Raw genomic sequence first — 22,731 nt, forward strand, 5'->3', positions numbered from 1 at the left:
GAAGAGGTAACCCCATGCAACCGACCGCACTGATCTGTCTGCCCTTTGCCGGGGCAGGCGCTACCTTCTTCAGGAAGTGGCAGCCCCTGGCCGCTGACGGCCTGCGGATCGTCGCCGTGCAGCTGCCCGGCCGTGAGGAGCGCTTTCTCGACCCCACGCACACCGACGCCGCGGCGGCCATGGACGAAGCGTGGCACTGGCTTGAGCCGCAGCTGGACGACGGGGAACGGATCGCGGTTTTCGGACACAGCATGGGCGCAGTACTCGCGTACGAGTTGGCCCATCGGATAAGTGACCGCGGCGGCCTGCCCGTCGAACATCTCTTCGTCAGCGGCTCGGCAGGACCGTGGAAGCCCCGGGCCAAGCGCGCCACAGGCCTGACGGACGAGGAATTCCTCACCCGGGTAAGGGGATTCGCCAACTATGAACACCTCGCCATGCAGGATCCGGAGATGCTGGAACTGCTGATCCCACTACTGCGCGCCGACGTCGAAATGCACGAGAACTACCGCCCCTCCTACGAGGCGCCCCTGAGCGCACCGATCACGGCGCTGCGCGGCACCGAGGACGAGCTGGTCGACGGGGCCGAGTGCGCCCAGTGGGCAGAGGCGACCAGCGCAGGCTTCAGCCAGGTGGAGCTGGCCGGCGGCCATATGTACCTCACCGCCGCTGCCGAACAGGTGCTCCAGGTCGTCGCCGATGCGGTGGGGCACAGTTCGGTGACGGTGCGATGACCGGTCGGCTCTACGGCAAGACCGCCTTGATCACGGGAGCCGCCCGCGGGCTCGGCCGGGCCACGGCCCGGTCCTTCGCCCGTGAAGGTGCGGACCTCGTACTGCTCGACGTGGCCCGTGACCTGCCCGGTGTCCCTTACCCGCTCGGGTCTGCCAGTCAACTGGAGCACACCGCACACCTCTGCCGCGAGCTCGGAGTGGCGGTGCTGGTGACCGAGGCCGACGTGCGGCACATGGCCGAGGTCGACGGCGCGGTGGAAAGGGCGATGCACAGGTTCGGAAGCCTGGACGTCCTCGTGAACAACGCCGGCATCGCTGCGCCGTCCGGCAAGGCTGCCCATGAAATCACCGAGCAGGAATGGCAGTTGATGCTCGACGTGGACCTCACCGGCGCTTGGCGGCTGATCCACGCCGTTGGTGGCCACATGGTCGACCGCAAGGCCGGCAGCATCATCAACATCGCGTCGACGGCGGGACTGGTGGGCTACCGCCATTTCGCCGGATACGTGGCGGCTAAGCACGGCCTGGTGGGCCTGACCAAGGCAGTGGCGCTCGACTACGCCCCCCACAAGGTCCGAGTCAATGCCCTCTGCCCCGGCTCGGTACGAGACGACACGCAGGTCGAGGGCCGGATGCTGGCGGAGATCGCACGCTCCCTGCACGTGCCGGTCGCCGAGCACGAGGAGATCTTCGTCGGGGCTCAGCCGATGAACGCCCTGATGGAACCTGAGGACGTGGCCGCAGCGGCTCTCTGGCTGGCCTCCGACGAGTCCCGCCAAGTTACGGGCAGCGTGGTGGCGGTCGACGGGGGCTTCACGGCGTACTGAGCCGACGGCGGAGCCGGGCTCCTTCCAGGCCTCTTCTGAAAGGAGCCGGGCGAGCGCACCCTCTCCGTGTTCCCTGTCTCCATCCTGAACGGGGTGCCAGCGGGCCGGCCCTCCCAGGATCTGCGATGAGATCGGTGCCGAGGGCGGATGCCGGCCCGGGGAGTTCGGCTCAGCTGCGGTGAAGAAGGTTCGCGACTTCCTTGACGAGCACCGCCACGAGGCCGGTCGCGAACGCGCCGAGCACCCTGTCGAACATGCTGGGGGACCCGGTTCGTCGACTGCGGCGGATCGGGCGGGGGCGTGATTGATGCTGCTTACGACGGCTCACGGATTCCTCCAACGTACGTGCCCTCGCGGCTCGTCAGGTCGGTCTGGACCGCTGCGCGAAGGGCTTCCGATATCACGTGGATCACCCTGCCGGGGGAGGAATTAGAGGGCCTCGGAAAGCAGCCCGATCTCGGTGTAACTTCCACAGCGTGGAAGAAACCCAGGTCAGCGTGTGGGAACCGGGCACGGCTGAAGATCTTGTGCGCGACGCGGAAGCCCTCGGAGTCGAGCAGGCCTCTGCGCGGATGATCACGGACTGGGTGGAGGTCGGGCTCCTGGCCGCCCCGGAGTTTCAGAAGTCCACCCGGCACGGCAGAGACAGCAGCCTGTTCTCCGCCGTCCAGCGCCGCCTGTTCTCGGAACTGCTCGACGCCCGAAAGAGGTCTCCGCTCAAGCGGGTCCCTCACCACACCATGATCCCGGTGGTGTTGTTCGTGTGGCTGACCAACGACACCGTCGTGCCGGCATCACAGGCGCGCAGGGCTTTGCGCACGTACGCGCAGACCACCGGCAGGACGAACAGGGCCCGTCGGCAAGACAACGCCCGTCGGATCGTTGCGCAGTTCGCCCATCCGTCTGCCACGTACCACCAGCGCCGCACCGCCCGACTGTTGGTCGAGGAGGGCGAGAAGACCCGCAAGCCCGACTGGGAGAGGCTGCACGCTGCGCTTACCGCCGTGTGCTCGCCGTGGCCGACCGCCGGCGTGCCCTTGCTGGAGCGAGGCATCGGCCGTCCGGACATGCCGCTGACGGTGACCGACTCGATCGTGATGATGGTGGCCGCTCAGCAGCTCACCGCCCGGCTCCGTGCCGAGCAGGTCCGGGAAGAAGAACTTCTGGAAGCGCGAACGGTCCACAGGATCAACTGGGCGCGGTACGAGACGGTCCGGGCGCAGAAACAGCCCGAGGGCACGACCCCCGGGTTCTTCGCGGCCCCCGAGGGGATGGAGGCGCAAGCCCGGGAGCAGGTGCACGCGTACACGGGCACCCTCGCAGGGGTGCTGGGCGTCACATCGGAAGTGGCTGCCAAGGCCCGCGTCGGTCGGCTCCCTTTCTGATTGCCCAGTGGGCTGCCCAAGGGGGCGACACACTCCTCACGCCTGCAGAGGTTGCCGGATGGCTCAAAGTGATCCAGGTGACAGTGAAGAACAAATATCGAATCTGGGGAATCAAGGCGGAGGAAGCCGGGCGCCTTATCCCCTTTCGGGACTGCGATATATGTATACAAGGCCGAGCTTTCGCCGCTGAAGGCTTGTGAAAAAGGCGAGTGGCGTGACGTGCCTGTGGCTCCCTCTGTCTTGGGTGCTGTGAGGCGGCATGGGAGATGAGCACGGACTCGGTCGTGACGGCTGTCTCATGCACGCTCATCACGGTGGTGATGTGCTGGATTCGAACCACCGGATCGACTTCCGGAAGGTGGTCAAGAAGACAGGCTTCGGCGATGAATCCTGCCCGGCTCACGCACTGCGCCACCTTTTTGCCGGCAGCGCCATCGCCGGCGGTGTTTCGCTGCTGGAGGTTTCCCGATGGTCGGGTCACGCCACGATCCAGATCACCGCTGACAGCTATGGTCACCTGACTCCGGACGCCGGTGGCAGACTGAGGTCCGTGATGGATCAGGTCCTGGCCGGCGCTAGCGTGGTGGGTGCCGACCGCGGCGCCCGTGCTGGTTCCGTGCTGGGTTCGGAGGTAGAGGAGCGGTAAAAGTGCAGGTCGGAGCAATATCTTGAGAATTCTGCACACCTCCGACTGGCACCTCGGTCGCGCCTTCCACCGCGTGAACCTGCTCGGCGCCCAGGCCGCCTTCGTCGACCACCTCGTCGAGACCGTCCGCGAGCGCGAGGTCGACGCCGTCCTGGTGGCGGGTGACATCTACGACCGGGCCGTGCCCCCGCTGCCCGCCGTCGACCTGTACGACAGGGCCCTGCACCGGCTCGCCGATCTCGGCGTGCCCACCGTCATGATCTCCGGCAACCACGATTCCGCGCGCCGGCTCGGAGTCGGCGCCGGGCTGATCGACCGGGCCGGGATCCACCTGCGGACCGACCCGGCCGGCTGCGCCGACCCTGTCGTGCTGGCCGACGCACACGGCGAGGTTGCTCTCTACGGGCTGCCGTACCTGGAACCGGCCCTGGTCAAGGACGAGTTCCGCACGGAGAAGGTCAGCCACGAGGCGGTCCTCGGTGCGGCCATGGACCGGATCCGGGCTGACCTGGCCGCCCGCGCGCCCGGCACCCGCTCCATCGTCCTGGCGCACGCCTTCGTCACCGGCGGGCAGGCCAGCGACAGCGAGCGCGACATCACCGTCGGCGGGGTCGAGGCCGTGCCCGCCTCCGTCTTCGACGGGGTGGACTACGCCGCGCTCGGCCACCTCCACGGCTGCCAGACCATCAACGAGCGGGTTCGCTACTCCGGTTCCCCGCTCGCCTACTCCTTCTCCGAGGTCGACCACCGCAAGACCATGTGGCTGATCGAGCTGGGGGCGGAGGGGGAGATCGCCGGCGCCGAACGGATCGACACTCCTGTGCCCAGGGCCCTCGCGCGGCTGCGCGGACGCCTCGACGAGCTGCTGGCCGATCCGGCGTACGCCATGCACCAGGACGCCTGGGTGGAGGCCACCCTCACCGACCCTGTCCGCCCCGACGACCCCATGGCCCGGCTCGCCGCCCGCTTCCCGCACACCCTCAGCCTCGCGTTCGATCCGGAGGGCCGCGAGGAGGAGGCGGGCGCCTCCTACGCCCAGCGCCTGCGAGGCCGCAGCGACCAGCAGATCGCCGAGGACTTCGTCGCCCACGTGCGCGGCGGCGGCCAGGCGGACGAGGCCGAACGGGCTGTGCTCCAGGGCGCCTTCGACGACGTACGGGCCGACGACAGCCGTCAGGAGACCCATCGATGAGGCTGCACCGGCTCAAGGTCACCGCCTTCGGGCCGTTCGCCGAGCCCCAGGAGATCGACTTCGACGCGCTGTCCGGCGCCGGGATCTTCCTGCTGCACGGCCCCACCGGCGCGGGGAAGACCTCCGTACTCGACGCCGTCTGCTACGCCCTCTACGGGTCCGTCCCCGGCCCCCGCCAGGCCCCCGGCACCAGCCTGCGCAGCGACCACGCCTCCACCGGCACCCCGACCGAGGTCACCCTCGAACTCACCGCCGGCGGCCGCCGCCTGGAGATCACGCGGCGCCCCGAACAGGAACGCCCGAAGAAGCGCGGTACCGGGACGACCAAGGACAAGGCGCAGAGCCGGCTGCGCGAGCACACCGGCGAGGGCTGGGGGGCGCTCAGCCGCTCCCACCAGGAGATCGGTGAGGAGATCGAGCAGCTGCTCGGCATGAGCCGCGAGCAGTTCTGCCAGGTCGTGCTCCTGCCGCAAGGGGAATTCGCGAAATTCCTGCGGGCCGACGAGGCCGCCCGCGGCCGACTGCTCGGCCGGCTCTTCGACACCCGCCGCTTCGCCGCCGTCGAGGCCCTGCTCGGAGAACGCCGCCGGGCCGCCGAGGCCAGGGTCCGGGCCGGCGACGAGAAGGTGCTCCACACCGCGCAGCGGCTCGCCCAGGCCGCCGGTGACAGCGCGGACCTGCGGTCCTGGCCGCTGCCCCCGCACCAGCCCGGAGACCCCGGGCTCGCCGAGGCCGTCCGGGCCTGGGCGGCCGTGGCCCGGTGCTCGGCCCGTGAGCGGCTGGACGTCGCCGAGTACGCGCTGGCCGCCGTCGAGAGCCGACACGCCGCCGCCCGCCGGGCCGCCGAGGACGCGCGGGAGCTGGACCGGCTGCAGCGCCGGCACGCGGAGACCACTCGCCGGGCCGCCCTGCACGCCGAGGCGGAGCCCGAGCGCGAGCGGGTACGCGGCCTGCTGGACCGGGCCCGGCGGGGCGCCCTGGTGGCCCCCGCCCTGGAACTGCGCGGAGCGGCCTCCGCCGCGCACCTCGCCGCCGCGCACGCCGAGACGGCCGCACGGGCGGAACTGCCGCCCCCGCTCCAGGACGCGGGCGCGGAACAGCTGGCCGCCGTCGAGCAGCGGCTGCGCGAGGACCTTGGCGCGCTGGGCGCCGCCCACCGGGCCGAGCAGCGCAGCGCCGAGATCGGCCGAGAACGGGCCGACCTGGAAAGGGAGTCCCGGGCCGCCGAGGAGCAGCACCAGGAGTCCGCCGAGTGGCTGGAACGGTGGGAGGCCACCCGGACCGCACTGCAGGACCGCGTGGACGCCGCCCAGCAGGCCGCGACCCTGGCCGAGCAGCTCGCGGGCCGGCTGGAACCCGCCCGGATGCACCTGAAGGCCGCCCGCCGGCGGGACGAACTCGCCGCCGAGGCGGAGCGTGCCGCAGCCGAACTGCTCACCCTGCGCGAGGAGTCGACGGCCGCCCGGGAGCGCTGGCTGGAGCTCAAGGAGGCCCGGCTGCGCGGCATCGCCGCCGAGCTCGCCGAGGCACTGGTGGCGGGGGAGGCCTGCACCGTGTGCGGGTCCGCGCAGCACCCGGATCCGGCCCGCCCGGCCCCCGGCCACGTGGACCGCGCGGCCGAGGACGCCGCCCACGCCCTCTTCGAACAGGCGGAGCGGGCCAGGGCCGCGGTCGAGCGCCGGCTCGCCGCCGCCCGGGAGGCCCGCGCCGAGGCCGCGGCGGCCGCCGGGGACGCCACCACCGGCGAACTCCTCGCCCTGACCTCGGACCTGAGTGCCCGGCACGCCGCCGCCCACGCCGCGGCCGCCGGACTGCACGCCGCCCGGGAGCAACTCGCCCGGGCCGAGCGCGAGCACGCCGCGCGCAGCGCCGACCGGCAGGGAGCCGAGACCCGCGCCGCCGCGCGCGCCTCCCGCCGCGAGGCCCTGGACCGGGAACAGGCCGCGCTGGAGGCCGAGCTCGCCCTGGTGCGGGACGGCGCGCCCACCGTCGCGGCCCGCGCCCGGACCCTGGAGGACCGGGTCCGGATGGTCGCGGCCGCCGCCGTCTGCCTGCGCCGGGCCGAGAACACCGCCGCCCGGCTGAAGGAGGCCGACGACCAGCTCGCCGACGCCGCCTTCAAAGCCGGCTTCGACACCATCGAGGCCGCCGCCGACGCGGTGCTCCCCGAGTACGAACGCACCGCCCTCCAACACCGGTTGGACGCCTGGCAGACGGAGGAGACCCTGCTGGCGGACCGCCGCCGCGAAACCGGCACCGCCGAAGCGGCAGCCCTGCCCCCGGCCGCACCGGATGCGGCCGAGGCGTACGCGGCCTGCGCCGCGGCGAAGCTTCGTACGGCGGGGTCGGCGGCCGACGCGGCCCGGGTGCGCTGCGCGGAGCTGGACCGGCTCTCCCGGCAGGCGGAGCAGGAACTGCGCGCGCTCGGCCCGCTGCGGGAGGACTACGACCGGGTCGCCCGGCTTGCGGGACTCACCGCGGGCACCTCGGCCGACAACGAGCGCAAGATGCGCCTGGAGGCCTACGTCCTGGCCGCCCGCCTCGAACAGGTGGCCGCCGCCGCGACGGTACGGCTGCTGCGCATGTCGGGCGGCCGCTACACCTTGGTCCACTCCGATGCGCGCGCGGGCGGACGCGGGCGCTCCGGGCTCGGACTGCATGTGGTCGACGCCTGGACCGGGAGCGAGCGCGACACCGCCACCCTGTCGGGAGGCGAGACCTTCTTCGCCTCGCTCGCCCTCGCCCTGGGCCTCGCCGACGTGGTCACCGACGAGGCGGGCGGCATGCGCCTGGACAGCCTCTTCATCGACGAGGGCTTCGGCAGCCTCGACGACCAGGCGCTGGACGAGGTGCTCGACGTCCTGGACTCGCTGCGCGAGCGGGACCGCAGCGTCGGCATCGTCAGCCACGTCGCCGACCTGCGGACCCGGGTCCAGGCCCAACTGGAGATCGTCAAACAGCGGGGCGGCTCCGTGGTGCGCCACCGGACGGCCGCGCGCACCGACTGAGGTCCAGGGCGACCGTGAAGGGCTGAAGCGCAGGGGCTGACGTGCAGGGGCTGACGTGCACGGGGTGAGGCTCAAGGGCTGACGCCCACGGGCCGGCTCAGGGGTGCGCGCCAGGGCCGGCTCAGGGGTGACGCTCAAGGGCTGGGCCCCGACGTCGACCCGCGCCGGTTGAGCTCAGGGGCTGAGCGGCCTGGGGGGCAGTGGGGACGAGTAGACGATGCTCGTCGTCACCGGGCCGAGGCCTGCGATCCGGCCCGTGACCTCCTCCAGGTGCGCCATCGAGCGGGCCGCCACCTTGAGCACGAAACAGTCGTCGCCGGTGACGTGATGGGCCTCGAGAATCTCGGTGGCGGTGTCCAGGAAATCGTGGAACGGCTTGTAGTTGCCGTGCGGATAGCGCAGCCGCACCAGCGCGAGGATCGACTTGCCGAGTTTCTCCGGGTCCACCACCGCCGTGTAGCCGGTGATGATGCCGACCTCCTCCAGCCGGCGGACCCGCTCGGTGACGGCGCTCGCGGACATGGACACGGAGCGGGCGAGCTCGGTGAAGCTGGCGCGCCCGTCCCGCTGGAGGACTTCAAGGATCCGCCAGTCGGTAGCGTCGGGAGAATAGTCGGTCATGTATCCACATCTAGCAGGGAAATCCCCGGCCGAACAAGGGAAAGGCCGGGGATTTCTGCTTCCGTGGGTGATCAACAGATCGTAGATTTCTCGCCATGACGACGACGCAGAGCACCTCGACCGCCCCCGTCACGGCCAACCCCGTGCTTCGGGTGCCGCCGGCCTCCCCGGCCGCGGCCGCCGCGTACTTCGCCGCCGCCCTGGCCTTCCACGCCGACGTGTCGGACGTCGCGAGCGCCTTCAAGGCCCACCGCGAGCAGGGCGCCGAACTGGGCTTCCAGCTCGTCGACTCCCGCTCCACCCCGTCGTGGGACCAGGCCCACGTGCCCGGCGCCGTCCACCTGCCCACCGCCCTCGTCCCGGAGCAGGCCGAGCGGCTCCTGGACAAGAACGTCCCCGTGGTGACGTACTGCTGGGGCCCCGGCTGCAACGGCGGTGCCCGTTCCGCCCTCGCCCTGGCCGAACTCGGCTTCCAGGTCAAGGAGATGCTCGGCGGCATCGAGTACTGGATCCGCGAAGGCTTCGAGGTCGAGACCTGGCAGGGCAGCCGGCAGCGCGCCGAGGCCGACCCGCTGACGGCGCCGACCGACTCGGACGACTGCGGCTGCTGATGGGTGCGCCTTGCCCCCACCGGGGATTCCCGGCCGGCGCGGACGGGCTGCGTACCCCCCGGCGGGCGGGCCCCTCACCCCACGGGAGATGAGCGGCCCGGCCGTCGATCGCGGTGTGGCAGCCGTGCCGTCAGAGCTTCGACAGCTCGTCCACCAGGTCGTCCAGCCCCAGCGAACCCTGTGACAGCGCCGCCATGTGCCAGGCCTTCAGGTCGAAGGAATCGCCGTGCGCGGCCCGTGCGTTGTCACGCCCCAGCAGCCAGGCGCGCTCGCCCAGCTTGTATCCGATCGCCTGCCCCGGCATCGACAGGTATCGGGTCACCTCGCTCTCGACGAAGTCCGCCGGGCGGCCGCTGTGCAGGCCGAAGAACTCCTGCGCCAGGTCCACGGTCCAGGTCTCTCCCGGGTGGAACGGCGAGTCCGCGGGGATCTCCAGACCCAGGTGCATGCCGATGTCCACGATGACCCGCGCCGCGCGCATCATCTGGCAGTCCAGGTAACCCAGCCGCTGCTCGGCGTCCTTGAGGTAGCCCAGCTCGTCCATCAGTCGCTCCGCGTACAGAGCCCAGCCCTCGCAGTTGGCGCTGACCGTGCCGACGGTGGCCTGGTAGCGCGAGAGCCGGTCCGCCACGTGCGTCCACTGCGCGAGCTGCAGGTGGTGGCCCGGTACGCCCTCGTGGTACCAGGTGGACACCAGGTCGTACACGGGGAAGCGGGTCTCGCCCATGGTGGGCAGCCAGGTGCGCCCCGGGCGGGAGAAGTCCTCCGACGGGGAGGTGTAGTACGGAGCCGCGGGGCCGCCCGGCGGGGCGATCCGGGACTCCACCCTGCGGACCCGCTCGGCGAGTTCGAAGTGGGTGCCGTCGAGGTTCTCGATGGCCTCGTCCATCAGTCCCTGCAGCCAGGCCTGGACCTCGTCCACCCCCTCGATGTGGGTGCCGTGCTCGTCCAGGTGCGCCAGCGCCTCCCACGGACCGGCGCCCGGGAGGATCTTGCCCGCCTCGGTCTTCATCTCGGCGAGCAGCCGGTGGTACTCCGACCAGCCGTAGGCGTACGCCTCGTCCAGGTCCAGGTCCGTGCCGTTGAAGTACCGGGACCAGCGGGCGTACCGCTCGCGGCCCACGGTGTCCGGCCCGCCCTCGACGGCCGGGGCGTACACGTCACGCATCCAGTCGCGCAGTGCTACCACGGCGGCGGTCGCGCCCGCGGCCGCCGCGTCCAGCTCGGAGCGCAGGGCGTCCGGGCCGGCCGCGGCGAAGTCCTCGAAGAAGGCGAGGGCGGCGTCGTCCTGGCCGGCCCAGGTGGTGAGCTGGCCGATCATGGTGGTGGTGGCGCGCGGGCCGCCGTACAGGCCCCGCTCCAGGCCGAGCCGCAGGCTCTCGCGGTAGCCCTCGAAGGCGGCCGGTACGGCGCGCAGCCGCTCGGCGATCGCCGCCCAGTCCTCGTCGGTGTCGGCCGGGGTCAGGCTGAAGACGTCGCGGACGGAGTGCGCGGGGCTGTGGATGTTGCTGACCGCGCACAGGTCCTCGCCGGCCTCGTGGACCGCGAGCTCGGCGGTGAGGCGCTCGCGCAGCAGACGGGCGCAGCGGCGCTCGGCGTCGCTGTCGGCGCCGGGCAGCGACTCGGCGGCGTCGAGGCGTGCGAGGGTCTCGCGGGAGAGCCGGGCGAGGGCCGCCCGGCCGGCGGGGGAGAAGTCCGGAAGTGCGCCGGAGCTTGCCGCGACGCCGAGGTAGGTGCCCGTGATCGGGTCGAGGGCGATGAGGTCGTCGACGTACGCGTCGGCCACCTGGCGGGGCAGCCGGGAGGCGCTGCCGTTGTGGAGGATCTCTGACATGCGGCCATCTTCGTCGGTGGGACGGGCTTCCGTCATCACCGATCGGCACCGGTCTCCTGACGAGGACCGGGGCCGCATGCGCCCTCGCCTTCGGTCAGGTCCAACTCACCATGTGTGCAAGGGACTTAGCTTGCCGCGTGAGAGGTCCGTGCAGCCGGGCGCCGGGAGTTTGGCCGGAACCGGCCCGGACCGGTTCCCGCTGAGGGAACAGGCCCGGTCACCGGTCCGGGTGCTCAGTGCCCGAGACGGGGAGCCTGCTGCTCGTGCGGGAGCTCGCGGGGAAGTCCGTAGGGCAGCCGCGAGGTGACCGGGGTCGCGTCGAGCCGGGCCGTGATCACCAGGGTGCCCTCCTCGATCTGGTAGTCGAGGGGGAGGCCGAGGCCGCGCATGGCCGCGACCATGCCTGTGTTGGCGGCCCGCGTGACGGCGTACACGCTGTCGCACCCGGCCTCGACGGCCATCGCGACGAGCCGGCGCAGCAGCTCGGAGCCGATGCCGCGGCGCTGCCAGTCGTCCTCGATGAGCAGCGCGATCTCGGTCTCGTCGCCGTCCCACAGGAGGTGGCCGAGGGCGACGAGCTTCCCGGAGGCGGTGGTGGCGGCGAGGGTGCGGCCGAAGCGGGGGCTCAGCAGGTGGCCGAGGTAGCGGTCGGCGTCGGAGACGGGCCCGTGGTAGCGCAGGGACAGGGTGCGCTCGGAGCAGCGGTCGTGCATGGCGCGGGCCGCCGCCTGGTCGGAGTTGTCGGCGCGGCGCACGGTGATCTCGTTGCCCTCGGGCAGGGTCAGCACGTCCTGGCTGCGTGGGACGCGCGGGCCGAGCCGGGCGTCGAGTTCCACGAGGGCGCGGGCCCGGGCGAACTCGGTGGGGGTGAAGGGCAGGTAGGGCCGCTCCACGGTGATCGCACCGCCGGAGGGATCGCGCAGCCGCATGACCGTGGCCTCCAGGACGCCCTCGACCGGGGCGTCCGCGCCGGCGTTGGGGCGGCCGGAGAGGGTGGTCGCCGGGATCGAGTGGATCGTGCAGCGGCCGAGCAGCTGGCGCAGTGCGAGGGGGAGTTCGGCGGCGTCCAGAGCGGTGCGGGTGGCAAGGCCGAGGACCCGGGTGGGGGTGTCGACCAGGTCGTGGGCGTCGGCGCGCTCGATCCAGGTGCTGTGGCCGCCGGACCGGGTGATGGCCCGGATGAGGTCGGCGGAGGGCAGCTGCTGCGGGGCGCGCAGCAGGAACTCGTCGACGGTGCCGCCCTCGGGGAGGGGGTGGGTCTGGAGGGTCAGGATGTCGACGCCGCTGCGTGCGAGGGCGGTGCAGAGGGCGGCCAGGGAGCCGGGTTCGTCCCGTACGGTCGTGCGCATCCGCCACAGGGTGGTGGTCGCGGTGGTCGTCTCGGTGGTGTTCTCGGTCGCGCCGGTCGCGGTCTGCGGGAGAGGCGCCGGCGTCGTATCACCGGGCGCTGTGCTGTCCGGGGGCGGCGCATGGCTGTGGCGCCGTGCCCACCAGGTGTGGAAGGCCGCGGTGACGAGGAGTGCGACGGCCGAGGCGACCAGCAGGACCGGGCCCCTCGGTCCGTGCACGACGAGATTGGCGATGGCGTCGGCGACCGCGACGGCGCAGAACAGGGCGGCGAGTTCGACGACGTCGCGGCGCCAGTGGTGGCGGTGGGGACGCTGGGCGGAGGTGGGGTTACGGTCAGTCATGCACACCACTGTGGCGCAGGGGTGTTGCGTGATCACGAACGGTCTGTGACCGACTGGTTAAGTATCCATCTGGCCGGTTTCACCCTGTTGTCCCCATACTGCGGCGCGATTCGCTCCTACTGGCCCACGCGCCCTGGCTGGAGGGTCTTGGTGAACAGGACGCCGCCCCCCTGGCGGCGCAGCCGGACGGTGAGTTCCCCGCTGCCGCCGTCGATGTCGATCTCGCCGTAGTACGGAGGGTGCTCCGACGGCGACATGTTGGCGAAGGGAGCCGACTGGACGTACGCCGTCTCCGGGCCGAAGGTGGCGTCGAGCCGCCCGGCCGGGAAGCCGCCGGCGCCGATCGGGCCGGACACGAACTCCCAGAAAGGTGCGAAGTCGGCGAAGGCCGCCCGCTCGGGCGCGTAGTGGTTCGCGGCGGTGTAGTGCACGTCGGCGGTGAGCCAGACGGTGCCGGTGATGCGCCGGTGCTTGATGTGTCGCAGGAGTTCGGCGATCTGGAGCTCGCGGCCCAGCGGGGCGCCGGGGTCGCCCTGAGCCACGGCCTCGAAGTTGACGTTCCCGTCGGGGACGACGATACCCAGCGGCATGTCCGCAGCGATGATCTTCCAGGTGGCGCGGGAGCGGGAGAGCTCGCGCTTGATCCAGGCCAGCTGCTCGGGGCCGAGGATGCCGATGGGGTCCTCGGCCTGGGTGCCCGGGGAGTTGGCACTCCGGTAGGTGCGCATGTCGAGCACGAAGACGTCGAGCAGCGGGCCGTACCGCATGACGCGGTACATCCGGCCCTCGGTGCGCCCGCCGCGCAGGTCGGTGACGGGGAAGTACTCGCCGAAGGCCCGGCGGGCGCGTGCCGCGAGGACGTCGGCCTCCTTGACGGTGTAGCGGGCGTCGTCGATCAGCTGACCCGGGTACCAGTTGTTGCGCACCTCGTGGTCGTCCCACTGGGCCAGGAGGGGGACCTGGGCGTTGAAACCGAGCAGGTTGCGATCGAGCAGGTTGTAGCGGAAGTTTCCCCGGAACTCGGCGAGGGTCTCGGCGACCTTCGCCTTCTCCTCGGTGGTGACGTTGCGCCAGAGGCTGCCGTCGCGCAGGGGCACGGAGGATTCGATCGGCCCGTCGGCGTAGATCGTGTCCCCGCTGAAGAGGAAGAAGTCGGGGTTGCGCAGCCGCATCTCCTCGAAGACGCGGTAGCCGCCGAGGCCGGGGTTGATGCCCCAGCCCTGGCCCGCCAGGTCCCCGGACCACAGGAAGCGCACGTCGTGGCGGCGGGAGACGGGGCTGGTGCGGAGGGTGCCGTGGACCGGCGCGCCGGTGCGGCGGGGGTCTTCGGGATCGGCCAGGACGACGCGGTAGTGGATCTGCTGTCCGGGCGGGAGATCGCGCAGGACGGTCGTTCCGGTGAAATCGCTCGACGGGCCGAGGAGCGGGCCGCGGTGGCGGCGTACGGCGTAGCGGAACGCCTCGCTTGGGGAGGTCTCCACGTACATGCGCGCCACGCGGTCGGAACGGGTCCAGACGGTGGCAGCGTGCGCGGTGATCTCGCCGGACTGGACGCCCCAGGCGGCGTTCGGCCGGCCGGAGCGGGCGAAGGCGGGGGCGGTGAGGGCCGGAGCGGCGAGCAGCGCGGAGGACAGGGCGAGGGAACCGCCGATGAGGGACCGTCGGGTGTGCGGCATCGATGCCATCGGTGCGTCTCCAGGGGGCGGCGAGCAAGGTCCGGACCAGCGTGCCGTCGCACACCGGCCCGACCGCGTCGCCCACGCGAACCGCGGATGAACAGCCGCCAGCCGCTCATCCGTTCGGGCGCGCGTGTCGATCCGCGCGCAAGCGTGTCGGTGCCCGCCTCCGTCCGTGCCCGCCTCCGTCGGTGCCAGTTCGTCTCGGTACCCGTCAGGTCAGGCGGCCTGCCGGGTCGCGCTGCGGGCCGTGTCCAGGACCACCCGGGAGACGAGTGCCGGGTCGTCGCTCATCGGGACGTGGCCGCAGCCCGGGAGCCGGACCAGCCGGGCGCCGGGGACGGTGTGCTTGGCGCGGATGCCCTGGCGGCGCAGCAACAGCCGGTCGCGGGTCCCCCATGCGATGGTGACGGGGAGGCCGGGTACGTCGTCGGTGAAGCGTACGGAACCACCCGCGGCCAAGGTGTTCTCGAAGCCGGTGGCGTGGCGCAGCGCGAGGGTCTCGGCGACGACGGCCTCGGGAGAACGGCGGGACGGGCGGGCGTAGATGGTGCCCGTCAGTGCGGCGCGGCCGGCGGCGTTGCGCGAGAGCCGCTGCACTGCGGGGACCGGCAGCGCCCTGGCGCCGGCGCGCATCGTGAGGAGGGCGGCGAAGGCGTAGCGGCGCTCCGCCTCGGTCCAGAACCCGGCGGGGGAGAGGGCGGTGACGGAGCGGACGAGGTTGGTCCGGCCCATTTCGAGAGCGAGCAGACCGCCGAGGGAGTTGCCTGCGACGTGTGGGCGCTCGACGCCGAGGGCCGCGCAGAGTGCTCCGAGTGCCGGTGCGACGGTGGCCAGGTCGTACGGGACTCCGTCGGGCAGTGGCGCCGAGGTGCCGAAGCCGGGCAGATCGATGGCGATCACGTCGTGCTCGGCGGCCAGGATGTCGGTCACCGGGTGCCAGGCCTGGAGGTGGTGGCCTATGCCGTGGAGCAGGAGCAGCGGTTCGCCGGCGCCCTTGCGCTCGTAGGCGACGGTGGCGGTGCGGGGGCCGAGCGGCGAATCGATCGTGAAGGAGACCGTGGCGGTCATGCTGCTCCTCGTCGGTTGGACGCGTGCGAGACAGGTTGTCAGTAGTCCTACCGCCATGATTACCGTCCGGTAGCCCTTGACTACAAGCCTTCGGAGGCCACGAGAACATCCCGTGAACGGCTTGATACGTATGCCCGATCTGCCCGGCAAAGGGACGAGCATTGGTCTTGACCAAGGGGGTGCGCCGTCCTATCGTCGCAGGGATAGTGCAGGAACCTTTAATAAACAAGGGCGCGTAACTGCCGCTGGAACACACGGCGAGTGCAGCGATGGCAGGAGGAGTCAGGGTGGGGACCACGCAGCTCGAAACGGCGCCGGAGCCGAAGTACTGGCACCTGAAGACCGTCCTCAGCGAGGCGCTCGACCAGGACTTCGCCGTGGGCGAGGTGCTGCCCAACGAGCGTGAACTCGCCGCCCGTTTCGGTGTCGCCCGCGCGACCCTGCGCCAGGCGCTGGAGCAGCTGGAACTCGAAGGCCGCCTGCAGCGTCGCCGCGGCGTCGGCACCACCGTCGCCCCGCCGCGCGTCGGTGTCGCCGTCGGCAGCGCGCAGCACAGCTGGCCCGGCGAGGGCGCCGACGGCTGGGAGCCGCTGGACGCGGCCGAGAGCCTGCCGCCCGTCGCCGTCCTGAAGCTCCTCGGTACCGGTGGGGCGTTCGCCGCCGACCAGCCGGTCCACACGGTGCGCCGGACCCGGTCCACGCACGGCCAGGCCGTCGCCGCCGAACTGCTCTACGTCCCGGTCGCCTCGGTGCCCGGACTCCCCGCCATCGAGGCCCCGTCCGGCCCCGCGCGTGCCCGCGCCGTCCTGCGCGAACTGCAGCGGCTGGTCCTCGACGGCCAGGACCGCTCGGTGGAACTCGGCTCCGCCCGCGCCGACGACGCCAAGGAGCTGGACCGCCTGCCCGGCGCCCCGGTACTCGTGGTCACCACGCGCTACTTCACCGCCGCCGGCACCGCCGCGGTCTCGGTGGCCACCTACCGCGCCGACACCTGCCGCCTTACCTTCGGCGACTCGGGCAATGTCGAGATCACCCACGAACCCCGCGTCGCCTCCTGACACCGCCCGAGGGGGCTCCTCCCTCCGAACGTTCGGGTACGGCCCGGGCCCAGCAGCCGCTGAGCCCGGGCCGTCTCGCGTCCAAGGTGTCTTTCGGATCCCGCCGGGCCCGCTCGTCCCGTACGGCCGCGTGCGGGGACGCGCAGCGGCGGGATCAGCGGGGGCGGGCCGTGACCGTCTTCTCCACCGCGAACAGTTCCTCCTCCACGTGGTCGAGCGCCAGCCGCAGGGCGCCGGTGGCCACCGCGGCCTCGCCGAGCAGGGACAGGGTCACCCGCGGCGGGCGCAGGCAATAGCGCTCCAACTCCCGGCGGAGGGGTTCCAGGACCCCGTCCAGGCCGGCCGCCCAGCCGCCGACGACCACGAGCTCCGGGTCCATCGCCAGGACCAGCGCCGCCACGTCGTGCACCAGCCGTTGCAGGAACCGTTCCACGGCGGCCACCGCCCGCTCGTCGCCCCGTTTGGCCATCGCGAAGACCTCGGCGACGGCAGCCTCGTCCAGCGGGTGCAGAGGCTCACCGGTGGTCGACAGCAGCCGCTCGGGCGTGACCTCCCGCCCCAGCAGGTGCAGGGCGCCGATCTCACCGGCCGCCCCGCCGAAGCCCCGGTGCAGCCGGCCGCCGATCAGCGAACCGGCGCCGGGACTGAGCCCCGCCATCACGAACACCATGTCGCCGGTGTCCCGCGCGGCACCCTTCCAGTGCTCGGCGACCGCCGCCGCATTGGCGTCGTTCTCCACCTGCACCGGGCAGCGGAACGAGCGCTGCAGCCGTTCCCCGAGCGGCAGCCCGGTCCAGCCGGGCAGTGCGGTGCCGAGGCGGACCGTGCCGTCCGCCTCCACGATCCCGGGGCTGGCGACCCCGACCGCCCGCAGGGAGTCCCGAGGCACGCCGGCGCGGCGCAGCAGGTCGGCGACGGCCGCCCTCACCCGCTCCAGCCGCTCGTCGGCGGGCGCGGCCTCCGCGACCTCCTTGGTGCCGGCGCCGATGACGCGGCCGTCCAGTCCGGACAGCAGCACCGCGATCCGGTGCGAACCGATCTCGATGCCGAGCAGATGTCCGGCTTCGGCCCGGAATCGGAACCGCCTGGCCGGACGACCCTGGCGCCGAGCGCCTTCCTCGGCATCGGCCTCGACCACGAGCCCGGTCGCCATCAGCCCCTCCACGACCCCTTCGACGGTCGGCCGGGAGAGCCCGGTCAGCCGCGTGAGATCGGTGAGGGTCGGCGATCCGGCCGAGCGCAGGGCCCGGAGCACCACGGCGGAGTTGATCCGCCGGAGCAGGGAGGGGTCCCCGCCGGTCAGCTGCCCCAACGTGTGTCCTCCCAGCTAGCGAGCCTGTCAGCCGGATCGTACTGCCCGCCCGGTGCCGCGGCGAGAAGCAGCCCCCCAACGTCCGCAATCACCCCTTCCCTGAGGGGCCTCCGGCGAACGGGCTTGGATCCGCCCCGACACCCCTCAGGCCGGGGAGACGAAGCCCGACTCGTACGCCATGATCACCGCCTGGGTGCGGTCCCGCGCCCCCAGCTTGGCGAGGATCGCACTGACGTGGGACTTGACCGTCTCGGTGCCGATGATCAGCTCGGCCGCGATCTCCACGTTGGTGAGCCCCCGCGCCATGAGCCGCAGGACCGCCTCCTCCCGCTCGGTCAGGGCGGCCTGTTCCAGGACCGTCCGGGCCTGCCGGTTCCCGTACTCCGCGGCCAGGGCCCGCACGGCCGCCGGGAAGAGCAACGTGTCGCCCTCCGCCACGAGCCGTACCGCGTGCACGATCTCCGAGGGCCGGGCCCGCTTCAGCAGGAACCCGTCCGCCCCGGCCCGCAGCGCCTGGTAGACGTACTCGTCGTTCTCGAAGGTGGTCACGACGAGGATCTTCGGCGGGGAGTCCACGGTCCGCAGGACCGCGCGGGTCGCCTCGATCCCGTCGAGGAGCGGCATCCGCACGTCCATCGCCACCACGTCCGGCCGCAACTGCCTTACGAGCGGGATCACGGAGGCACCGTCGGCTGCCTCGCCCACCACTTCGATGTCGGGCTGGGCATCCAGGACGGCGCGCAACCCCGCGCGCACCAGGGGTTCATCGTCGACGAGCAGTACGGTAACGGGCATCCGGTCAGCGTATTCGCTCCAGCGGAAGCCGTGCGTGCACTCTCCAGCCGCCCTCGTACGGTCCGGTCTCCGCGTCCCCGCCGAGCAGCGCGGCCCGCTCCCGTATCCCGCGCAGCCCGCTGCCGCCCCCGAGTGTGACGCCAGGACGCTCCGGCAGCGGGTTCGTCACCTCCAGATCCAGCCGGCCCGCGGTCATCTCCACCCGCACCCGGACCGGTACGGGGCCGCAGTGGCGCAGCACATTGGTCAGCGCCTCCTGCAGGATCCGGTACCCCTCCCGGGTCACCGCACCCGGCAACGTCTCCAGAGCGCCGGTCAGTTGTGCGTCCACGGCGGAGCCGGAGGCGCGGGCGGACTCCAGGAGCCGGTCCGCCTCCACCAGCGTCGGCCGCTGCGACGGCGGCTGTTTGGACTCCCGCAGCACGCCCAGTACCCGTTCCAGATCCTCCAGCGCGGCCCGCCCCGTCTCCTCGATCGCGCACAGCGCCCGGTCGGTGAACTCCGGATCGCCGGCGGCCCGGGCGGCCCCGGCCTGCACCACCGCCACCGTCAGCGCGTGCCCGATGGAATCGTGCAACTCCCGCGCGATCCGGGTCCGCTCCAGCAGCTGTTCGGTCCGCGCCTCCAGCGCGGTGAGCCGCTCGGCCGCCGAAGGCCCCAGCAACCGCTGGGCGATCGCGGTGATCAGCTGCCCGAGCACGATCACTATGGCGATGAGCAGGATCGGTGGCACCGGCACGAGCAGCGTGGCGGCCCATCGCGGGGGCACGAAGGGCAGCATGGGATCGCCTTCCAGCGGATGCCCGAGCGCGATCGCGACCAGTTCGACCGTCATGGTCGGGAGCCACACGGTCGGGACCCAGGCGGCCCCGGTGAAGACGAGCCGCACCTCGAGCCACAGCAGGGTCCGCCACCGGTCGCTCCATCCTGCGGAGGGGACCGCGCTGATGGTGCTCTCCGCGCGGTCCCAGTCGTGCGGGGTGAGCAGGAACCGCGCCTGCAGCCCCTCGGCCAGCCGCACCCAGGGCACCAGGCCCACCGGTATGACGATGAGCAGCGGAACCCACATCGCCTCGGGCTCTATGAACATCCAGAGCGCCAGCAGCAGGATGGGCACACAGAGGTGCAACCAGCGTGAATAGGTCACTGGTTGGAGCGGGGCGCGGAGCAGTCGGTACATGCACTCATCGTGGCATCAGGCGGCTCGGGGCCGTCTCCCCCACGTGGGGGAGACGGCACCCTCGCATGGGGGAGGGAGAGGGGTGGGGCCGGCGGCGAGTCTTGAGCCATGAACAGCATCGAGATCCGAGAACTCACCAAGCAGTACGGCACCCACCGTGCGGTGGACGGCCTCACCTTCGATGTCCTACCCGGGCGGGTCACCGGATTCCTGGGCCCCAACGGCGCCGGGAAATCCACCACCATGCGCCTCCTGCTCGGCCTGGACCGGCCCACCTCCGGCACGGCCACCATCGGCGGCGTGCGCTATCTGGACCTCCGGGACCCACTGCACCGGGTCGGCGCCCTGCTGGACGCCCAGTCGGCTCACGGCGGGCGCACCGCCCGGGACCACCTCTGCCTCCTCGCCGCCTCGGGCCGCATTCCGGTGCGCCGGGTCGACGAGGTCCTGGAGCAGGCCGGCATAGCCTCCGTGGCCAGGCGGCGCATCAAGTCCTTCTCGCTCGGCATGCGCCAGCGTCTCGGCATAGCCGCCGCACTGCTGGGCGATCCCGGCGTGCTCCTGCTGGACGAGCCGACCAACGGCCTCGACCCCGAGGGCATCATCTGGATCCGCGAGCTGATGCGCGGACTCGCCGCCGAGGGCCGCACGGTGCTGGTCTCCAGCCACCTGATGACGGAGACCTCGGCGCTCGCCGACCACCTCGTCGTGCTCGGCAACGGCAGGCTGCTGGCCGACACGTCGATGGAGGAGTTCATCGACGCCCGCAGCGCCCGGAGGGTGAGCCTGCGCACCTCCGACCCCGTCCGGCTGAGGGCCGCCCTGGCCCGGGAAGGCTTCGAGTTGGTGAGCGCCGACGACGGGCGGTGGACCGTCGAGGGCATACGGGCCGAGCGGCTCGGCGGCCTGGCCGCCCATGAGGGCGTCCCCCTGCTGGAACTCTCCGACGAACGCGCCTCCCTGGAAAAGGCCTACCTCGATCTCACCGCCGAACACGCGCAGTTCACCGCAACCCACTGACTTCTTCGACCTACAGGAGGCCGCCATGCACGCCGCTCTGCCCACCGTCCCCGTCCTGCATTCGGAGTGGATCAAGATCCGTTCCCTGCGGGGCACCTTCGGGGCGCTCATAGCCATCCTTGTCGCCACCGCGGGCATCCAGGCGCTGACGGCTGCGGCGATAGGCCAGGCCGAGGCCGGCAGCATGGGTGACGATCCGCTCTTCGCGGCCTACTACGGACTCAACTTCGGTCAGATCGCCGCCATGGTCTTCGGTGCCGGTGCGCTGTCCTCCGAATTCCACAACGGCGCTCTGCGGACCTCGCTGGCCGCGGTGCCGAACCGCACCCGGTTCTACCTGTCGAAGATCGCGACGGTGGGCGGACTCGCCCTGCTGATGGGGCAGATCACCGGCCTGGTCACCTTCTTCGCGGGACAGGCGTTCATGGGCCCGTTCGCCCTTGAGCTCGGTGACCCGGGCACTTACCGGGCCATCGTCGGCAGCGGGCTCTACCTCACGCTGATGGCCCTGTTCGCGGCTGGACTGTGCGCCGTGCTGCGGAGCGGAACGGCCGTGCTCAGTCTGCTCATACCCTTCGTCCTGATGGTCTCCTTCATCGTCGGCGAGGCTGCCGGAGGAGTGGCCCAGTACCTTCCGGACCGCGCCGGGCAGGTGGTGCTGCACGCGCAGACGCAGGGCGGTCTCGGTCCGTGGACCGGCCTGGGAGTGATGGCGCTGTGGGCGGGGGCCGCAGTGTTCGGCGGCTGGCTGACGGTGCGCCGCCGGGACGCATGACGGCAGGCCAGTTGTCAGTGCTCCTCGGGATACTGACGGTATGACCACGGCAGAGCACCTCGACACGATCGACCGGCTCCGGACGAAGGAATTCCCGTCCGAGCCGGTCCGGACCGTCGGCAGCAGCAGCGGTCCGGGTTTTCATCTGGTCCGGCTGGCCCGGACGCGGGACTTCTGGGATGACGACGGTTCGGGCCGCATCGATGCGGCCGACCAGATCAGCGCCGAGTACGGGGCGTTCACCCAGGCCGTGACCGACCGGTGGGGGGACCCGCAGATCTTCAGCCTGGGAACGCTGCGGGTCCGCGGAATCGCCGGGGAGGACATACCAGCACCGTGGGACGAGCTGAGCGGCAGCACCGACCACGTGCACCTGTGGCGGGCCGGCGACCACTGGCTGGTGGCCTATGTGGCGCAGTGGAACGACGAGGGGGACCCCTACCTGCTGATGGCAGGGGTCACGGTCATCGACCCGCCCTGAGCCCGTCCTTCGGATCACGCCGAGCGCTCTCGGATCAGATTCTGGGCGCACCTGGGGGTCTGGGGCCGCGCGAGGAGGGGCAGCACGGTCGGCACGAAGCCGAGCAGGAGGCCGGAGGCCGGAGGCTCGAGAATCCAGCCGCACACGAGGCCGGCGGCGGCCCCCTGCACGGGGTCGGTGATCTGTGTTGACGCGCCGCTTAGGGGTGGTCGGGGGAGAGTGGGGGGCTGTCGTCTCGAGGGAGGAAGTGTTGGTGCCGATCCGCGTCCCAGGCGGCGACGACGGTGAGCGCGCGAAGCGCGTCACGTCGGCGGCCGCGCAATCCGGCCGTGGTGCGGGGGCGGCCGTCGGGTTGCTCCTCCACGAGCGGCCTTCGCCGCGGCGGCGTTCCGTGACGCGGTTGCGGCTCACCTGCCTCTACGGCGGGGTGTTCATGCTGGCCGGGACGGCGCTGCTCGCCGTTGTCTCCTTGCTCGCGGTGCAGGCCGTGAGCAGGGGCAACGAGCCGGTCGTCGAACTGAGGCCGGAAGCCTCGGCTGGGCTGACGCCCGCCGGCTGTGCGGAGCCGGGGCCCGGTCTCGAGCCGCGGTCGGCCGAGCGCGGGCCGAGCTCCTGCGTAACCGGCCAGCGGCAGCAGCCCCAGGACTCGCTGATGCCGTCCACCCTGCTCGCCGTGGTGGCCCTCGGATTCCTGTCGATCGTCGCGGGGTACGTGATGGCCGGGTGCGCGCTGTCGCCGCTCCGGCGGATCACCCACAACGCACGACATGCTTGCCGACAGGACGCCTGGGTCGTCCCCCGGACCTGAGAAGCG

21 protein-coding genes are annotated in these 22,731 nt (G+C 72.0%); 12 read left to right on the plus strand and 9 right to left on the minus strand.

What is annotated here, in order from left to right:
• The first annotated feature begins 14 nt into the window (after positions 1–14).
• Positions 15–734: a thioesterase II family protein gene (locus tag ACWGIF_RS05875; protein WP_453491567.1), complete on the plus strand. Its 720-nt coding sequence runs from the start codon at positions 15–17 to the stop codon at positions 732–734.
• Positions 731–1,561, plus strand: a complete 831-nt coding sequence (locus ACWGIF_RS05880; protein ID WP_453491570.1) for an SDR family oxidoreductase — start codon at positions 731–733, stop codon at positions 1,559–1,561. The genes ACWGIF_RS05875 and ACWGIF_RS05880 overlap by 4 nt, the downstream gene beginning before the upstream one ends.
• Before the next feature lie 169 nt (positions 1,562–1,730).
• Here ACWGIF_RS05880 and ACWGIF_RS05885 read toward each other — a convergent pair whose 3' ends face one another.
• Positions 1,731–1,889 carry a hypothetical protein gene (locus ACWGIF_RS05885; RefSeq protein ID WP_453491573.1) on the minus strand — a complete coding sequence of 53 codons (159 nt, stop codon included), beginning with the start codon at positions 1,887–1,889 and terminating at the stop codon, positions 1,731–1,733.
• 148 nt (positions 1,890–2,037) lie between these two features.
• On the opposite strand from ACWGIF_RS05885, the gene ACWGIF_RS05890 reads away from it, so the two are divergent.
• The 4 genes from ACWGIF_RS05890 to ACWGIF_RS05905 all read left to right on the plus strand — a co-directional run bounded on the left by ACWGIF_RS05890 (position 2,038) and on the right by ACWGIF_RS05905 (position 7,792).
• Positions 2,038–2,946, plus strand: coding sequence for a hypothetical protein (locus ACWGIF_RS05890; protein WP_453491576.1), 909 nt, complete (start codon positions 2,038–2,040; stop codon positions 2,944–2,946).
• 322 nt (positions 2,947–3,268) lie between these two features.
• Positions 3,269–3,592, plus strand: a complete 324-nt coding sequence (locus tag ACWGIF_RS05895) for a tyrosine-type recombinase/integrase (protein ID WP_453491579.1) — start codon at positions 3,269–3,271, stop codon at positions 3,590–3,592.
• 22 nt (positions 3,593–3,614) lie between these two features.
• The gene (locus ACWGIF_RS05900; protein ID WP_453491581.1) at positions 3,615–4,784 is read left to right on the plus strand and encodes an exonuclease SbcCD subunit D; all 1,170 of its coding nucleotides are present in this window, start codon (positions 3,615–3,617) and stop codon (positions 4,782–4,784) included.
• Positions 4,781–7,792, plus strand: a complete 3,012-nt coding sequence (locus ACWGIF_RS05905) for an AAA family ATPase (RefSeq protein ID WP_453491584.1) — start codon at positions 4,781–4,783, stop codon at positions 7,790–7,792. Before ACWGIF_RS05900 ends, ACWGIF_RS05905 begins: the two co-directional genes overlap by 4 nt.
• Before the next feature lie 174 nt (positions 7,793–7,966).
• On the opposite strand, the gene ACWGIF_RS05910 is transcribed toward ACWGIF_RS05905, so the two are convergent.
• A complete protein-coding gene (locus ACWGIF_RS05910) occupies positions 7,967–8,413 on the minus strand; it encodes an Lrp/AsnC family transcriptional regulator (RefSeq protein ID WP_453491587.1) in 447 nt (148 codons plus the stop codon).
• 95 nt (positions 8,414–8,508) lie between these two features.
• Here ACWGIF_RS05910 and ACWGIF_RS05915 point away from each other — a divergent pair, with 95 nt between their 5' ends.
• Positions 8,509–9,024, plus strand: a complete 516-nt coding sequence (locus ACWGIF_RS05915) for a rhodanese-like domain-containing protein (RefSeq protein WP_453491590.1) — start codon at positions 8,509–8,511, stop codon at positions 9,022–9,024.
• A 130-nt stretch (positions 9,025–9,154) separates the two neighbouring features.
• Here ACWGIF_RS05915 and ACWGIF_RS05920 read toward each other — a convergent pair whose 3' ends face one another.
• The 4 genes from ACWGIF_RS05920 to ACWGIF_RS05935 all read right to left on the minus strand — a co-directional run bounded on the left by ACWGIF_RS05920 (position 9,155) and on the right by ACWGIF_RS05935 (position 15,296).
• On the minus strand, positions 9,155–10,858 hold the full coding sequence (locus ACWGIF_RS05920) for a DUF885 domain-containing protein (protein WP_453491593.1): 1,704 nt from the start codon (positions 10,856–10,858) through the stop codon (positions 9,155–9,157).
• Between the two features lie 233 nt (positions 10,859–11,091).
• Positions 11,092–12,549 (minus strand): GNAT family N-acetyltransferase, encoded by a 1,458-nt coding sequence (locus tag ACWGIF_RS05925; RefSeq protein WP_453491596.1) that lies wholly within the window; start codon positions 12,547–12,549, stop codon positions 11,092–11,094.
• 116 nt (positions 12,550–12,665) lie between these two features.
• Entirely contained in the window at positions 12,666–14,225 is a 1,560-nt protein-coding gene (locus ACWGIF_RS05930; RefSeq protein ID WP_453491770.1) for an alkaline phosphatase D family protein, read from the minus strand.
• 219 nt (positions 14,226–14,444) lie between these two features.
• The gene (locus ACWGIF_RS05935; protein WP_453491599.1) at positions 14,445–15,296 is read right to left on the minus strand and encodes an alpha/beta fold hydrolase; all 852 of its coding nucleotides are present in this window, start codon (positions 15,294–15,296) and stop codon (positions 14,445–14,447) included.
• 287 nt (positions 15,297–15,583) lie between these two features.
• On the opposite strand from ACWGIF_RS05935, the gene ACWGIF_RS05940 reads away from it, so the two are divergent.
• Positions 15,584–16,354, plus strand: a complete 771-nt coding sequence (locus ACWGIF_RS05940) for a GntR family transcriptional regulator (RefSeq protein WP_453491602.1) — start codon at positions 15,584–15,586, stop codon at positions 16,352–16,354.
• 154 nt (positions 16,355–16,508) lie between these two features.
• Here ACWGIF_RS05940 and ACWGIF_RS05945 read toward each other — a convergent pair whose 3' ends face one another.
• From ACWGIF_RS05945 to ACWGIF_RS05955, 3 genes are all read right to left on the minus strand, one after another.
• Complete coding sequence (locus ACWGIF_RS05945) at positions 16,509–17,666, minus strand: ROK family transcriptional regulator (RefSeq protein ID WP_453491605.1); 1,158 nt, start codon at positions 17,664–17,666, stop codon at positions 16,509–16,511.
• Positions 17,667–17,810: 144 nt separating this feature from the next.
• Entirely contained in the window at positions 17,811–18,461 is a 651-nt protein-coding gene (locus ACWGIF_RS05950) for a response regulator (protein ID WP_453491608.1), read from the minus strand.
• A gap of 4 nt (positions 18,462–18,465) precedes the next feature.
• Entirely contained in the window at positions 18,466–19,641 is a 1,176-nt protein-coding gene (locus tag ACWGIF_RS05955) for a sensor histidine kinase (protein WP_453491610.1), read from the minus strand.
• A gap of 108 nt (positions 19,642–19,749) precedes the next feature.
• Here ACWGIF_RS05955 and ACWGIF_RS05960 point away from each other — a divergent pair, with 108 nt between their 5' ends.
• The 4 genes from ACWGIF_RS05960 to ACWGIF_RS05975 all read left to right on the plus strand — a co-directional run bounded on the left by ACWGIF_RS05960 (position 19,750) and on the right by ACWGIF_RS05975 (position 22,725).
• Positions 19,750–20,661: an ABC transporter ATP-binding protein gene (locus ACWGIF_RS05960; RefSeq protein WP_453491613.1), complete on the plus strand. Its 912-nt coding sequence runs from the start codon at positions 19,750–19,752 to the stop codon at positions 20,659–20,661.
• 25 nt (positions 20,662–20,686) lie between these two features.
• Positions 20,687–21,436: an ABC transporter permease subunit gene (locus ACWGIF_RS05965; protein WP_453491616.1), complete on the plus strand. Its 750-nt coding sequence runs from the start codon at positions 20,687–20,689 to the stop codon at positions 21,434–21,436.
• A gap of 40 nt (positions 21,437–21,476) precedes the next feature.
• Complete coding sequence (locus tag ACWGIF_RS05970; RefSeq protein ID WP_453491619.1) at positions 21,477–21,917, plus strand: hypothetical protein; 441 nt, start codon at positions 21,477–21,479, stop codon at positions 21,915–21,917.
• A gap of 253 nt (positions 21,918–22,170) precedes the next feature.
• Entirely contained in the window at positions 22,171–22,725 is a 555-nt protein-coding gene (locus ACWGIF_RS05975; RefSeq protein WP_453491622.1) for a hypothetical protein, read from the plus strand.
• The last annotated feature ends 6 nt before the right edge of the window (positions 22,726–22,731 follow it).

Source organism: Streptomyces sp. NPDC054849 (genome assembly GCF_053610945.1).